Annotated in this window: 17 protein-coding genes; 12 read left to right on the top strand and 5 right to left on the bottom strand. The window is 35.1% G+C overall.

The window, feature by feature from the left end:
- Positions 1-534 precede the first annotated feature (534 nt).
- From nhaC to J2Z40_RS02175, 4 genes are all read left to right on the top strand, one after another.
- Positions 535-1917, top strand: coding sequence for a Na+/H+ antiporter NhaC (gene nhaC / locus J2Z40_RS02160; protein ID WP_066393012.1), 1383 nt, complete (start codon positions 535-537; stop codon positions 1915-1917).
- 140 nt (positions 1918-2057) lie between these two features.
- Positions 2058-2534 (top strand): hypothetical protein, encoded by a 477-nt coding sequence (locus J2Z40_RS02165; protein WP_066393014.1) that lies wholly within the window; start codon positions 2058-2060, stop codon positions 2532-2534.
- A gap of 162 nt (positions 2535-2696) precedes the next feature.
- On the top strand, positions 2697-3443 hold the full coding sequence (sigI, locus tag J2Z40_RS02170; protein WP_066393018.1) for an RNA polymerase sigma factor SigI: 747 nt from the start codon (positions 2697-2699) through the stop codon (positions 3441-3443).
- Entirely contained in the window at positions 3440-4582 is a 1143-nt protein-coding gene (locus J2Z40_RS02175) for an anti-sigma factor domain-containing protein (RefSeq protein WP_066393031.1), read from the top strand. The genes sigI and J2Z40_RS02175 overlap by 4 nt, the downstream gene beginning before the upstream one ends.
- Before the next feature lie 54 nt (positions 4583-4636).
- Here the strand turns inward: J2Z40_RS02175 and J2Z40_RS02180 are convergent, their stop codons facing one another.
- Positions 4637-4837, bottom strand: coding sequence for an alpha/beta-type small acid-soluble spore protein (locus tag J2Z40_RS02180; RefSeq protein WP_066393034.1), 201 nt, complete (start codon positions 4835-4837; stop codon positions 4637-4639).
- Positions 4838-5106: 269 nt separating this feature from the next.
- Between J2Z40_RS02180 and J2Z40_RS02185 the strand changes: the two genes are divergently transcribed.
- From J2Z40_RS02185 to J2Z40_RS02210, 6 genes are all read left to right on the top strand, one after another.
- Positions 5107-5259 (top strand): hypothetical protein, encoded by a 153-nt coding sequence (locus J2Z40_RS02185; RefSeq protein ID WP_157087808.1) that lies wholly within the window; start codon positions 5107-5109, stop codon positions 5257-5259.
- 12 nt (positions 5260-5271) lie between these two features.
- Entirely contained in the window at positions 5272-5733 is a 462-nt protein-coding gene (locus J2Z40_RS02190; protein WP_066393041.1) for a cytochrome c oxidase subunit II, read from the top strand.
- Positions 5734-5747: 14 nt separating this feature from the next.
- Positions 5748-7442 carry a cbb3-type cytochrome c oxidase subunit I gene (locus J2Z40_RS02195; protein WP_066393043.1) on the top strand — a complete coding sequence of 565 codons (1695 nt, stop codon included), beginning with the start codon at positions 5748-5750 and terminating at the stop codon, positions 7440-7442.
- Positions 7443-7950: 508 nt separating this feature from the next.
- A complete protein-coding gene (locus tag J2Z40_RS02200; RefSeq protein ID WP_066393045.1) occupies positions 7951-8583 on the top strand; it encodes an SCO family protein in 633 nt (210 codons plus the stop codon).
- The gene (locus tag J2Z40_RS02205) at positions 8583-9143 is read left to right on the top strand and encodes a hypothetical protein (RefSeq protein ID WP_066393047.1); all 561 of its coding nucleotides are present in this window, start codon (positions 8583-8585) and stop codon (positions 9141-9143) included. The genes J2Z40_RS02200 and J2Z40_RS02205 overlap by 1 nt, the downstream gene beginning before the upstream one ends.
- A gap of 107 nt (positions 9144-9250) precedes the next feature.
- On the top strand, positions 9251-10615 hold the full coding sequence (locus J2Z40_RS02210; protein WP_066393050.1) for a TrkH family potassium uptake protein: 1365 nt from the start codon (positions 9251-9253) through the stop codon (positions 10613-10615).
- Between the two features lie 95 nt (positions 10616-10710).
- On the opposite strand, the gene J2Z40_RS02215 is transcribed toward J2Z40_RS02210, so the two are convergent.
- Complete coding sequence (locus J2Z40_RS02215) at positions 10711-11058, bottom strand: DUF3905 domain-containing protein (protein WP_066393053.1); 348 nt, start codon at positions 11056-11058, stop codon at positions 10711-10713.
- 196 nt (positions 11059-11254) lie between these two features.
- Between J2Z40_RS02215 and J2Z40_RS02220 the strand changes: the two genes are divergently transcribed.
- A complete protein-coding gene (locus tag J2Z40_RS02220) occupies positions 11255-11416 on the top strand; it encodes a hypothetical protein (RefSeq protein ID WP_162840477.1) in 162 nt (53 codons plus the stop codon).
- Positions 11417-11464: 48 nt separating this feature from the next.
- On the opposite strand, the gene J2Z40_RS02225 is transcribed toward J2Z40_RS02220, so the two are convergent.
- A complete protein-coding gene (locus J2Z40_RS02225) occupies positions 11465-13219 on the bottom strand; it encodes a B12-binding domain-containing radical SAM protein (RefSeq protein ID WP_066393059.1) in 1755 nt (584 codons plus the stop codon).
- Positions 13220-13377: 158 nt separating this feature from the next.
- A complete protein-coding gene (locus J2Z40_RS02230; RefSeq protein WP_066393060.1) occupies positions 13378-13860 on the bottom strand; it encodes a CBO0543 family protein in 483 nt (160 codons plus the stop codon).
- A gap of 346 nt (positions 13861-14206) precedes the next feature.
- On the opposite strand from J2Z40_RS02230, the gene J2Z40_RS02235 reads away from it, so the two are divergent.
- Positions 14207-14860, top strand: coding sequence for a glycoside hydrolase family 73 protein (locus J2Z40_RS02235; RefSeq protein ID WP_066393061.1), 654 nt, complete (start codon positions 14207-14209; stop codon positions 14858-14860).
- Between the two features lie 47 nt (positions 14861-14907).
- On the opposite strand, the gene sinI is transcribed toward J2Z40_RS02235, so the two are convergent.
- Positions 14908-15036 (bottom strand): DNA-binding anti-repressor SinI, encoded by a 129-nt coding sequence (gene sinI / locus J2Z40_RS02240; protein ID WP_157087809.1) that lies wholly within the window; start codon positions 15034-15036, stop codon positions 14908-14910.
- Positions 15037-15388 lie beyond the last annotated feature (352 nt).

Genomic DNA, 15388 nt, shown 5'->3' on the forward strand with positions numbered 1-15388 from the left:
GAATTACGTTCTACCCCGGCTACCGTAATAATAAAACCATATAAAAAATGGTCAACCAGAAATATCTGGCTGACCTTATAATACGAAGCGGAATTTATCCGGTTAAATGCAAAATAAAGCTCTTTTTGGCGGAAATAAGCGGAACATTTCCGCTTATTTATTGAAAAATCCCCCGTTTTTGGGTTTTATAAGACAATAGGCGGAAAATTTCCGCTTATTCGGGCTTTTTTTATTAATAATTACGAAATAGACGGAAATTTTCCGTCTATTTCTCCGCCCGGATGCTCAACCTAATCCCCGACCGATTAGCACGAAGCATCTCGATCCTAGTCGAACGACTGACAATATATGGAGCCTTTTTTCATCTAAACGATCTTTCTTGTTCTCAACTTTAGCATTGACAACTCGGTTGAAAAATAATATAGTAGCATCATGTTATTTCGCTTTAACGCTAAAAAGCGTCTAAGTGAAATAGATATGTTCGCAGATCAATAGAATGAATGCGGCGATTATCATACTAGGAGGACACACAATATGCAGCATGACCATTCTATTCTAAAAATGAAACCTATGGAAGCTCTTATGATTACTATTATTATTTTTGGTGGGATCAGCTACGCCATTATTATTGCTGGTGTAGTTCCGCATGTTCCTATTGTATTAGCAATCATTTCATTGCTAGCTTATGGATTGATGAAGAAAGTAGCAATTAAGGATTTAGAGGCAGGAATTATAGATGGAGCAAAGTCAGGTTTAGGTGCTGTCTTTATCTTTTTCTTTATTGGGATGTTAATTAGTAGTTGGATGGCGAGTGGAACGATTCCAACATTTATTTATCTTGCTTTAGAAATGGTAGACGGTCGATTTTTCTATTGTATTGTATTTCTTGTCAGCTCTCTAATAGGCTTGAGCATCGGCAGTTCTTTGACAACGGCTGCTACCATTGGAATTGCTTTCATGAGTGTTGGATCTGCACTTGGATTATCCGAAGCAATCACTGCTGGAGCAGTAATTTCAGGTGCATTTTTTGGTGATAAAATGTCTCCATTATCAGATACGACGAATCTGGCATCAATGATTGTAAAGGTGGATATTTTTGAACATATTAAAAATATGGCCTGGACGACTGTTCCAGCTTTCGTGATTACGATGATTATATTTGTGATCTTATCACCTAATGAAGCTTCCGCTAGTTTCTCAACCATTACCTTATTAAAAGAAACACTAATAGAACTTGATTATGTACATTGGTATTCCCTCATTCCCTTTCTTTTATTAGTTATTCTAGCTATTAAAAGAATATCAGCTATGATTACTCTTTCGGCAGGAGTAATAGCTGCGCTTATTATAGGTTTCTTTGTACAAAAGGATTTTGGAATCGAAGGGATGTTGAATCTTTTATTTTCTGGCTTTCATTCAGCAAGTGGAGTCGAAGAAATTGATTCTCTATTGACTAGAGGAGGCATGGAGGGAATGATGTTTTCTATTTCATTAGTTCTATTAGCCTTATCAATGGGTGGCCTATTATTTAAACTAGGAATTTTACCAGCTTTATTAGATGGTATGAAAGGGTATTTGAAAAATGTTCCTGCATTAATTGCCTCAACGGCAGGTACAGCGATTGGGATAAACGTCCTGCTTGGAGAGCAATATTTATCTATTTTGATCACGGGGAATGCCTATCAGTCATCGTATGACCATGCAGGACTTGAACAAAAAAATTTATCAAGGGTATTGGAAGATGCGGGAACGGTCATTAATCCTTTAGTACCATGGAGTATTTGTGGTGTTTTCTTAACGAGTGTATTAGGTGTTGCAACGATTGATTATTTGCCATTCACCTTTTTCTGCTTATTATGTCCGTTATTGACAGTTATTTATGGAATGACAGGTTTTTCAATTACGAAAAAGGTATAAAATAAAAATTTTCCGTTAATCGCTGATTAACGGTTTTTTTATGTAAATGGAGAAATAATAGTAATATTGAATCGGTAGGTGACAATAATTAGATTGCATGGATACATTAGACCATAATTAGAGCAGTTGGTGATTTTCGGATGAAGAGATTAAGTAAACTTGAGGCTGTTTTATGGAGTATCGCATTGCCGGGATTCAGCCAGTTATTATCAGGGCAATTTGTAAAGGGCGTGCTTTTTGTTATCCTTGAATTTATTATTAATATGTACAGTAACTTTAATACAGCAATAATGTATAGTTTTTTAGGTGAAATTGATCACGCGATTGATGTGATTAATTTCCAATGGTTAATGTTTTACCCATGTCTTTATATGTTTGCAATGTGGGATGCCTATCGCGAGGCAATGCCAGAGGATGAGAAGTTGTCATTCCTCCCGTTTGCCTTTTCTGCTTATACAGTAACAGTAGGACTAATGTATTCCACTAAATTAACTATTTTCGGTATTCTTTTCGGACCGATTTTTTTACCTATGCTTTTTGTTATCCCTGGATTGCTTATTGGCTTTTTTATTAGGTGGATTCTTCTTACAATAAAAAAGTCTCAATTGGTTAATTAAATATATTGTTTTTATTACCCCCAATCCCACAAAGATCATTACGTACATTTGTAATGAATAAGAAATATTTCAGCCTCTTTATTTCAATTATATTACACGAATCCTTGTCCGATTTTAAAGGGAAATCGTATGATATAATATTTTGAATGAAGAGGTGAGGCTATGCTTAGTATGCTGTTCATGGCAAAAAAACAAAAAAAATCACTAGAAGAAACGGTTCTTTTAATACAGCAGGGTGATGATCAATTACTTAATGAATTGATTCAATCATATAAGCCATTTATTGCGAAGACCGTTTCGTCTGTTTGTAAGAGATATATTCATGAATCTGATGATGAATTTAGCATTGGTCTCATTGCATTTAATGAAGCGATTCAAAAATATAATTCAGATAAAGGAAATTCATTAATTAGCTTTTCAGAAATTCTTATTAAAAGACGGGTCATTGACTATATTCGTACACAAGTAAAATATCAAAACATAAAAAGAACGATTGATCATGATCTTAACGAGGATGATCAATCAGGCAAAGCGATTGAAAATGACCTTTCCATTGATGCTTTTAGAAAAATGACAGAAGAAGAACGAAGAAGAGAAGAAATTATTCAATTTACGAAAATTCTGCAAAAATTTGATCTTAGCTTTCAGGACTTACTTGAACAGTCCCCTAAGCATGCAGATGCAAGAAGGAATGCAATGCTAGTAGCTAGTAAGCTTGTAGAAAATGAGAAACTTAAAGAGAGTTTAATAGAAAAAGGGAAACTTCCAATTAAACAGCTTGAAAAGGAAGTATCCATTAGTCGAAAGACAATTGAGAGAAATCGAAAATATATCATTGCTATTTCACTTATTTTAATAGGTGATTACGTGTATCTTAAAGATTATATAAAAGGGGTGTTGAAAACATGAAAACAGGAATCATAATGGAAGTGGATGACCGGTTTTTAACAGTTTTAACCCCAGAAGGAGAATTTCTTCGCGCGAATAATCATCATAATCAATTTCAAATTGGCGAAGAAATTGAATTTATCCCGATTGAATTAGATAATCCAAAGAAATCATTTTCTTCCTTATTTACTATGAATATGAAGTGGAAAGCAGCACTTTCAGTGGCGATTATGCTTTTAATTGCCTTTGTGGTCGTTAGTCCACTATCTAGCAATAATAAAGTGTATGCCTATTTATCGATAGATGTGAACCCTAGTATTGAAATTGGGATAAATGAACAATTCGAAGTAATTGAAATTTCTTCTTTTAATGATGAGGGAGAACAAATCATCAATCAATTAAACGGATGGAAAAAGAAAAATATTCATGTCTTAACAAATGATATTCTTCAGGAGATGAAAGTACAGGGGTATATTAAGGACAGTCAAGAAATAATAATAGCCACTGTATATAAAGAAGCACAATCGAAAAAGGACCCTCGTTTGGAACAAGAATTAAATGAAGTAAAGAATATCATTAATCAGGAAAACCTTGAATTGAAAATGGTAGAAGGATCTTCAGAAGAACGCGTAAAAGCAAAAGAAGAAGGTCTAACAATAGGTATATATAAGGAACAGAAACAAATTCAAACACAGAAGTCTGTCCCAAAAGAAAAAGAGAATCTAATCGTAAATGAGCAAAAATCAGAGTTGAAAGATACAGAAAAAAGAAATTCAACCCAAAATGATGTAAAGAAGTCTCCAAGTCAACAAAAAAGAAATCCAGCAACTCGAGTTGAAAAAGATTTGAATCGAGAGGACAAAAATGAGCTAAAGAAGATCCCATCAGCTCAAGAGAAGAAAAAGATTGATCGAGAAAGACCACATAATCATGAGAAGAAAAATGAAAACCGGGAAAACCATATTAAAAAGGATCAAAAACAGGATGATCGATGGAAACAGAGAAAAAATGATGGAAAAGATCAAAAACAATATCATAAAGAGCGAACCACTCAAAAGCATAAAGAAGGAAGAGAAAATAAACAAAAACAGAAAAATGATAAAAATAATGGTCAAAAGCATAGAGATAATCGTCATAAGCAAAATGAGCAGAAGAGATGAGTAAGAATGAGAAAGTCCGGAGAAATCCGGACTTTTTTCCATGTTTATTTAGTTTTAAGGGTTTTGTTTTCCCGCCATTTGTGCCTGTGCTTGCTGTACTAGCCTTTTTGTAATTTCGCCCCCAACTGAGCCATTAGCACGGGAGACTGTATCAGAGCCTAAGTTTACCCCAAACTCCTGGGCAATTTCATATTTTACTTGATCTAAATATTGTTCTATACCAGGAACTAATAATTTATTGCTGCTTCGTGCCATTGTTTTTCCACTCCTTTAATTTACTCTTACAGAGTTTGCTTTTCTCTGTACATGTATTATTGGCAAATTTCCTTTAATTATTGATGGGAAATTTACGAAAATTATTATTAGTTTTAAATTAGAATGACTCTTGAACATTTTGTGAAAATCTAATCCTCTTTATGAACAAATTTTTAAAATCACAAACGCTATGTGATATTACGCACTATTCGTCATATAACCTTCACCTATAATGAGAACAGATATCAAACAAGGAGGGGATTAGTTCTATGGAAACAAAGGTCAATAAATCAAATACAGAAGTCGTTTCAGCAACAGAAGAAGAAACAACAAAAGGCACTATGTTTTCTTTAGGTATAGTAGGATTGGTCATTCTTATCACATATATAGTTCTATACGGACTATTTATGGCTAGATTTTAGGAGGGGAAAAATATGCATCGTTCTGAGAAAGTTTGGTTAACATTAAGTTTCGGTATGATTATGGCATTCATGATTTTTGCTGGGTATCAGACATTTGCTTTAGAAATGGGACCACCAAGTCATGGCGAAAGAATAGATCCACAAAAAGTAGATGAAACAGCACCATTTAATGAACCTGGTGTAAAACAAATTGGAGAAAATGAATATGAAGTAGTTATGACATTACAAATATTTAGCTTTACTCCAAGTGATATTGAAATTCCTGCAGGATCAACTGTACATTTCACATTAACATCTAAAGATGTGGTTCACGGATTCCAAGTGGCAGAAACAAATATTAATGCAATGGTTATGCCAGGATACGTACAAAAAATCACACAAAAATTTGACAAAGCTGGCGAATATTTAGTGCTTTGTAATGAATATTGTGGAGCTGGTCACCAATTGATGGGGACTACTATTACAGTTAAATAAGGGGGGAAGCTAGAATGGAATCAGTCATCGCACAAAACACAAATACATCTTTAAAAGAAAAAACAAATAAAGTTCTTGGTGTAAATCTGCAAGATGCCAAATTATCGAAATCGTACTTATCTGTAGCATTTATTGCATTACTAATTGGCGCCACTTTAGGATTACTACAAGGATTAAACCGTGCAGGATTACTCGAATTACCAGCATGGCTTAACTACTATCAAGTTCTTACAGCTCATGGATTACTATTAGTAGTAGTATTTTCAGCTACCTTTACAATTGGATATTTCTATGCAGGTATGTCCCATACTTTAGGAGGACTTCTTCCGAAAGTTAGAACAATGGCATGGATTGGTTTTTGGCTTAAAATAATCGGTGTAGTATTAGTTGTGATTCCGATTTTAATGAATGAAGCTTCTGTTATGTATACATTCTATCCACCGATGGCAGCACATCCAGTATTCTACTTTGGTTTAGTACTTGTAGTTCTTGGTGTATGGATGGCCTGTTTTGGAGGATTCATTCAAGTAGCTAATTGGAGAAAAAATCATAAAGGTCAACATCTTCCAATCTTCTCATTCTTTGCTACTGGAGTATTTATTCTCCTAGTTGGCGGAACTGCATTTGTTGCAGTCGAAGTAATTTTCATGATCATCCCTTGGTCACTTGGCTGGGTTGATACAATTAACGTTATGGTTGCTCGTACACTATTCTGGGCATTTGGTCATACAGCAGTTAACATTTGGTATTTAACAGCAGTTTCTGCATGGTATGTAATCGTACCGAAGATCATCGGCGGAAATCGCTGGAGTGACGTTTTAACTCGTGTCGTTGTAATTGCTTTAGTTATCATGAATATTACTGGTGGATTCCATCACCAAATCGTTGACCCTGGTATTTCATTATCAGTTAAATACATGCACGTATTCATGAGTTTAGCGATTGGATTCCCATCATTGATGACAGCTTATGCGTTATTCGCAGTATTTGAAAAAACAGCTAGAAAAAAAGGTGGAAAAGGCTTAATCGGCTGGTTTAAAACATTACCTTGGGGCGATGTTCGTTTCCTAGCACCATTTATCGCAATGGCAGCATTTATTCCAGCAGGTGCAGGTGGTATTGCTCAAACTACTAACCAATTAAACCAAGTTGTTCATAACTCACTTTGGGTTGTTGGTCACTTCCACTTAACATTAGGTATGTCTGTAGCTATGACATTCTTTGGTATTAGTTACTGGTTAGTTCCACATTTATCAAAACGTGTATTAACGAAAGGCATGAACCAATTCGGTGTTGTAACAACAATCATCTGGACAATTGGTATGATTACAATGTCAGGTGCAATGCACACAGTAGGTCTATTTGGGTCACCACGTAGAACGTCATACTCAACATATTTTGATAATGCAACAGCATTAAGCTGGGATCCATATTTAATCTTCCTAGCTATCGGTGGTACAATGCTTATGGTTGCTGCAATCATGCAAGTATATTCAGTATTTAACTTAATGTTCTTTGCTCCTAAAGGTGAAACTGAATTCCCGATTGCAGAAGAAGAAAAAGGAGCTTCAAAAACTCCATATTGGACAGAACGTTGGGGCGTTTGGGTAGTACTAATGATAATCGTTGTCGCAATGGCTTACGTCATACCGTTAACAGACTTTATCGTCAATGCACCACCAGGATCCCCACCATTCAAAACTTGGTAAAAAGAAAAGCGGAGGCGCCTTGTTAGGGGCGACAAGCATAAGACGGGCTGGATGGAAGGATGTACTTTAACCTTCAAGCCAGTACGGCTTATGACTCGAGCCCCTAGGTGCTGGAGCTGGACAAAGAAAAGCGGAAACGGCTTGTTCAGATCCGACAAGCATAAGATGGATCGGATGGAAGGTTGTACTTTAACCTTCTAGCCGATACAGCTTATGACTCGAGGGTCTAGCCGCTGGAGCTGGACAAAGAAAAGTGGAAGCGCCTTGTTCAGGGGCGACAAGCATAAGACGGGCTGGATGGAAGGATGTACTTTAACCTTCAAGCCAGTACGGCTTATGACTCGAGCCCCTAGGCGCTGTAGCTGGACAAAGAAAAGCGGAAACGGCTTGCTTGGATCCGAATAATATTGTTCTTTCAAAAAAGGAGATAGCTCGATATATTGGGCTATCTCTTTATGTTAAGATAGAAGGATAGTTGTTAACAAAAATAGATCTAGGAAGTGATCTCATGATCAAAAATCGAAATAATACGATTGCATCTATTATTGTTCTATTGTTTGGTGTTGTATTATTTTTCTTTGGCACTGATGGCTTCCAAGCATACACTGCAGAAACTGCAAGGGTAAACCAATTAATTGATGATAAACCTATCTTTCCTGAAGTAACTCTTGAGGATAGCAATGGAAGAACATATTCTATTGATGAATTTAAGGATAAATACGTATTTATTACATTTTTATATACATCCTGTGCAACGGTTTGTCCTCAATTAGAATTAAATATGTCGCAAGTGTATGACCTGCTGCCACCTAAATATATTGGCGAGGACATTGTCTTTTTAAGTATTAGTTTTGATCCGGAAAGAGATGACCCAGCTACATTGGACCGTTATAAGGATGCCTTTAATAGTGATGGGGAAACGTGGAGAATGGCTAGAGTTCCTGATCAAAGTGAATTAGAGTCATTGCTGGAGAAGTTTGGTGTGATCGTCATCCCTGATGAAACGGGGAACTTTGCTCACAATTCAGCCTTTTATTTAGTGGATAAAGAAAGCCGATTGATTGATGTAATGGATTATACGAAAATTAATGAAGCAGCAGAAAAAGTGACACAAATTCTTGAAAATGAAGGAGGAGAATAATGATGAATCAATCAACATTGGGCCTTCTCCTACTTGTTTTCCTCATTATTCCTCCTGTTGCTAATTTGATGGAATCAGTCATGATCATTCATATGCATATGCAAATGCCATTACTTATCATTGCAGGGTTTTTGATGGGGAAGTTTTTCCAAATGCGCTTTCCACGTTTTTTCGAAAAATGGAACAATAATGGGATACCAGGAGTTCTTCTATTTATTATTATAATGGCCTATTGGATGCTGCCACGAACAATGGATGAAGCATTGAATTTAACAAGTATTGAGATCTTCAAATTTATAAGTTTGCCATTTTTAGCTGGGGTACCGCTTCGGGACAGTTGGAGGAAGCTAAGTAAATTTGGCAAAAATACACTTATCGTTCTTTTTACACTCGCATTTATATTCATGGGTTGGTTATATATTAATTCACCCATTCAGTTATGTAATAATTATCTAGTCATTGAGCAAATCATCCTTGGATGGGGTTTTTTAACAATGGGAATTGGTTTAATAGTCTATTTAGGGTATACATTCTTCGTCGACCCTTCAGATTATGTTTAAGTAAAAGGGATAGCCACTTAAATAAGGCTATCTTTTTTTTGTCTTTCAATCCTATCCTTAATTCATTATTATAGGGATATGAGAAATTTTGAAAGGAATTGTATTCCATGTGGAGAAAGATTCGTATTTGGCTCGATAAATTAACACCTGCTCAAGTGATTACAGGGTATTATTTATTAGCTGTAACCATCTCTGTATTATTATTAAGTATTCCGGCTGTTCATAAGCCTGGAGTAAAGGTGGCATTCATTGATACTGTTTTCACAGCAGTTAGTGCAGTAAGTGTAACAGGATTGACCGTTGTGAATATTTCCGAAACATATAGTGTTTTTGGTTATTTTGTAATCATGGTGATTTTACAATTTGGCGGGGTTGGCATTATGGCGATCGGTACGTTCTTCTGGATGCTGCTTGGCCGGAAAATTGGACTCCGCAGTAGAAAATTGATAATGGTTGACCATAATCAATTTGCTTTAGCGGGGCTCGTGCATTTAATTAAGGAAATTATTAAAATTATTTTTCTTATTGAATGTATTGGCGCTCTTATCCTAGGGTTTCACTTTTTAAGTTATTATTCTACTTGGGAAGAAGCTTTTCTTCAAGGCTTGTTTGCAGCAGTTAGTGCTACAACAAATGGCGGCATGGATATTACCGGAAAATCCCTCCTTCCGTTTGCTGGGGATTACTTTGTTCAATTGATGAATATTATTTTGATTACTTTAGGTGCAATTGGTTTCCCTGTCCTAATTGAGGCAAAAGAGTATTTGTTTAGGAAGAGAAGTGAACATGAAATTCCTTTTCGCTTTACGCTATTTACAAAGCTTACAACATTAACATTTGCTGCTCTACTTGTATTTGGGACCGTTATTTTGCTTCTTTTAGAATTTCAGCATTATTTTAAAGGAATTGAATGGCATAAAAGCTTCTTCTATGCATTCTTTCAAGCAGCTACGACGAGAAGTGGTGGACTTTCTACAATGGATGTCAGTCAATTTACTTTGCCAACACAATTAGTCTTAAGCATTTTAATGTTTATTGGTGCTTCTCCAAGTTCTGTAGGTGGAGGAATAAGGACTACAACCTTTGCATTAAATATTTTATTTCTATTCCACTTTGCTAAAGGGAACCGGGAAGTAAAAATATTTAATAGAGAGCTCGATCAAAATGATATTATAAAATCATTTGTTATTACTACTTTGGCTACGATTATGTGTTTTGTATCCGTCTTATTGATAAGTATTTCAGATCAACAGCTTCAACTAATTGAAATTATTTTTGAAGTTTGTTCTGCTTTTGGAACAACAGGACTTTCAATGGGGATTACGTCTAGTATGAGTGATTTCGGTAAATGTGTGCTGATGGTTTTAATGTTTATCGGAAGAATCGGGTTAACATCCTTCTTATTCATTATTGGTGGGAAGGAAAAGAAAGCGAATTATCATTATCCAAAAGAACGAGTAATTATTGGTTAAGCAAAAATAAGAGGAATCATTTAATTAAATAAAGCTCCTTTTTAATGAATAAGGTTAAATAAAAAAACGCTCATTTTGAGCGTTTTTTCATCTGTTTAATCTGTTCCTCGTCCAACGTCTTTCGTTGGATGCATGAAGGGAACGGCTTTAGGCGGCTTTTTGCTTTCCAGTAACTCCTTATTTTCTGGTGTGTTCCATCCAATATCATTCGTTGGGTGAACCCATTCATCTCCAGCCATGATCGAAGGATCGGTTTCATCACTCCAATTTTCTAATGGAGATTGTTTCGATGCGTAGAAGCTGTCACCAATTATGACTCCATGTGAATTCTTAAATGGCGGTTCCATCTTAATTCCTGTGTGTTTAAAACTCGGTGCCTCAATCTGATGTGGAAGGGTTTCATCAATATCTAATTTTTGATTTACTTGTTTTTTCTCGTCCATTTAGGTATCATTCCTTTTTGAAAAAATCGAAAATTTTATTAACTGCTCATTTCGTTTATATGAGACCTATAATTTTCTTCTTATTGTTTGGATTAAAAGTGATTTTATTAATACAATATAAGGAATTTTGTTGGTGAATGAAAAAAAGCTGCAAGCAGAAAATAAGAATGTACTAATATAAATAGGAGGCGTTCATATGGCAAAAAGAAAAGCACAATTTGATGCCGTTGAAAAATATAGCAAAACACCGAAGAAAAACTTAGCAGAAACTGAATTTTCAGCAGAGTTCAGTCAGGGAGAGAACCCAATGAAAGGTGCTAATCGAAATTCGAAGCAGGGAAGAAAAGGCAGAGCTTAAATAAGAAAAAGCCGATTTCAATGAAGTCGGCTTTTTGAAATTCATTATTTATTTTTTAAATGCAGTTGCAAAAATTGTAGACCTTTCTATACTAGAATCAAAATAGGATAAAATAGTCGTCTCTCTTTTTTCGATGATTCCTTCTGCAAAATATTTATCCAGATTAAATGAGAGTTTCTCAACAAGTGTATGCTTGTATAAGTCCTTTTCGGAAAGCTTTAGCTGGATGAAATCAGTTCCTAACTGATTAGGGTTTTGGATAATTTCTTGATAAATGGCCGATCTTTCAGGTTTTTCATAACTTGAGGCAGCCCCCCACCATGGTTTACGAGGCTTATATTTCTGTCTAGTTAAATAATCATATTTCATTAGTCCTTCGATCACGTCAAGATTAACGATGTCTTTTGTTTCTAAAAATTCATAGAGCCGCTTGTATAAATCCTCTAATTGGTGACCAATTCTTGACCAGCCTTTTTGCTCCCAATAACTTCCGAATTCTTGGAAAAAGTCAAAAGGGGAAGGGAAAGATTCGGTTACAAGGTATTCGATTGTGAAGTCCATCCGGTGGTCATTCCAATATTTTTCAAGTACATCCTCTACCTGTTTAATACGAATAATATCATCAAAGGATAGGACATTGTTTCCGAGCATTTCATATGGAGAATGATCCATATAAATATATTTATGTGCATCCGCATTTAATCGAAGCCCTGTACCTCTTAATAACTTCAGAAATCCAAGCTGTAATTCCTCCGGACGCATAGCAAATACATCATTAAATGTCTTTCTAAATGAGTAATAATCTTCTTCTGGAAGACCTGCAATTAAATCAAGATGCTGATCTATTTTTCCACCATTTTTCACCATCGTTACAGTGCGTGATAACTTCTCAAAGTTTTGTTTTCTTTTAACAAGTTCGTTTGTATAATCATTGGTTGATTGAACGCCGATCTCGAAGCGGAATAACCCAGGGGGTGCTTCCTCATTTAGAAATTCAATAACTTCTGGTCTCATAATGTCTGCCGTAATTTCAAATTGGAAAACCGTTCCTGGTAAATGTTCATCAATCAAAAAGCGGAACATCTCCATTGCATAGCTTCGGCTTATATTAAATGTACGGTCAACAAATTTTATCGTCTTTGCTCCATTTTTCATTAAATAGCGAATATCATCTTTCACTTTTTCTCGATCAAAATAGCGGACACCAACTTCAATTGAAGAAAGACAGAATTGACAGCTAAATGGACAGCCCCTGCTTGTCTCAATATAGACGACTCTTTTTCCAAGATGAGGGATATCTTCCTCAAATCGAAAGGGGGAGGGGAGTGTACGAAGATCGAGTTTGTTTCGCTGAGGATTAATTTTCACTTTTCCTTCACTGCGGAAAGCTATGCCATGTACATTTTCCATATGCATTTCACCGGCAAGCTCTGTGAGCAATTGCTTAAAAGTTTCTTCGCCTTCACCAATGGCAATATAGTCAAATTCATTTACATTTTCCATCCATTCGTGTATATCATAGGAAACTTCAGGTCCGCCTACAATAATATGAATGGTTGGATCGATTTTTTTAATCATTTTTACTACCTTAATGGTTTCTTCAATATTCCATATGTAGCAGCTAAAGCCGATGACATTCGGCTTTTTCCGGATTAGATCAGTAACTATATTCATGATCGGATCTTTAATTGTATATTCTACAATTTCAATATCAAATTCAGGCTGTGCAAATGCTTTTAAATAACGAATAGCAATATTCGTATGAATGTATTTCGCATTCAAAGTTGAACAAATTATCTTCATAGCAGAAAACTCCTTTAGAGTAATGAACATCAGCTAACTATTATAACATATTGTCGTCAAATACAAGAAAAGAGATTCAAATCAGTACAATAAGAAAAGCCGTAATCCTTTGAACTGGATAATACGGCAATGTATCGAATGCGAGGATGAATGAAAAATCAGGATGTTGAATTTATCTTGAAAAACCAGCGATGGAAAATTCTCGAAACAAAATAGGTCAGCCATATAGTGGAAAAGCTCCAGTACCAACTCCATTTTTTGTACTTAATTAGTTTTGTATATTTAACAGCATAAATTTCAAAAACAATAATAATGGAAGTATGGATCGCATAATAAAGTGTTTTTATATAATAATTTCTCTTTTCAGGGTAATGCAAATTAAATAAGGAACATAAAGCAGGGTAAACAAAGTATTCGAATGTAAAGCTAGTCTTGCTTGCTTTCTTAAAAAACAGCCTGGATGGATAAGAAATGAGTCCTCTTTCAACTACTAATAAACCAAAGAGCCAAGTGATTATGTGTTTAACTAAAAATGATACGCTGGCCTCTCGAATTCGGTTTTTAGGTACAAAAATAAATAATAATAATGTTGTAACAACCCAAGCAGATAATTCAATTTTTTTTTCAAATTTTTGTTTCATTTTTTTCACCTTTTCATTTCCAAGTTTTCCTTCTGCTAAGGCTATTTATCGACTTTACACCTCACTAATTTCATTCATGGGAATGAACAGAAGCTTATGGATGAATCCATTATATTTCTCAATATAAAAGTCCAATTCATCACCTTCTGTATAGTGATTATTCTTAGATTATCCGTTGAAGTAAATCTTATTCTCCGGAGTGAAGGTTGTTAATATAGAAAAAATGCTGTCAATCTCTTTCATACTAAGGGCTGTTTAATCAAATTAAAATGATCTCGAAAATGAACGATGATATTGGTACAAGCATTCCATTATAGTCATCATAAAATAGCAGGAGGTGATAAAATTGGCATTTATTGAAGAGATTTCATCTTTTGCTGTTAAATATATGAAGCAGGAAGGAATACTTGCTTCTTTAACCCTTGCTCAAGCGATATTGGAAAGTGACTTTGGTCAATCAGAATTGGCTGTGAAAGCAAATAATCTATTTGGAATGAAGGCACATTCAACTTGGAAAGGTCCAGTCTATCAAAAGAAGACAAAGGAATTTTCAAGAGGCAAATGGGTTGAAGGGCTCGCTGTATTTTGCAAATTTGCGAGCGTGGAAGAATGCATTGAATACCGAAGTACCGTATTCTTGAAAAAAGCACAATACAAGCCTTTATGGGGTGTAACAGATTATAAAGAAGCATGCCGCATCATTTGGCAATGTGGCTATGCAACAGATCCCAATTACCCGCAAAAGCTCATAGATGTAATTGAGAAGTACAAACTGTATGAATTTGATAATGAGTTGAAGGCTATGCCTGAAAGGGGAGAAAGTGCGAGTACTGATACAAAAAAGGAAGCTGCCTTAGAGGAATTACAAAAGGAAGCAATCCGTTTAGGAATCACAGATGGAAAAAACTCACTAAGGAAATTAAATCAATTTTATACTTGGGCTGCGACAGTTCCTTTAGTCCAACGAGTGGTGGAGCTGGAAAAGAAATTAAAGGGATAAAGCCCCTTTTATAAAAGTATTAAATCAGACATAAATAAAAAAGGGACCTACTTTGGTCCGACAGAAGCTTGGGCAAAAAACTCTCTAATTTCTTTTAAGGGAATGCCCATCTTAAATGCAAGTAGAATAAGTTCTTTCCATTCATTATCTACTTTTTCATTTTTGATTTCACTCATTTGCATCCTCCTGGTTATGGGTATATTTTGGTATTGTTTATAAATAATGGGAGTACTGTGGATATATTGTAAATTTCCTATCTTTACAATTTCTATACAATTAAGATTAATGAGTCAACGGAAGGAAATTTATTACCGTTTAATCATTTGCAAATAGTTAAATCAGAAAAGTTGGTGAAAAGTATTTATAGTGATTTTGGGGATTATTGACAAATTAGAAGTCGTGATCAAGATTTTAGGTATGTTACGACAAAAGTATCCTACATTCAATTTGAAGTCAGATTTACGAGTGTAAGATTCAAACGAAAAAATGTTGAGAGAACAGAGAATTCAATATGGGAAATTTAACAGT

Origin of the sequence: Cytobacillus eiseniae, from assembly GCF_017874625.1 — a bacterium.
Taxonomy (GTDB): domain Bacteria; phylum Bacillota; class Bacilli; order Bacillales; family Cytobacillaceae; genus Cytobacillus; species Cytobacillus eiseniae.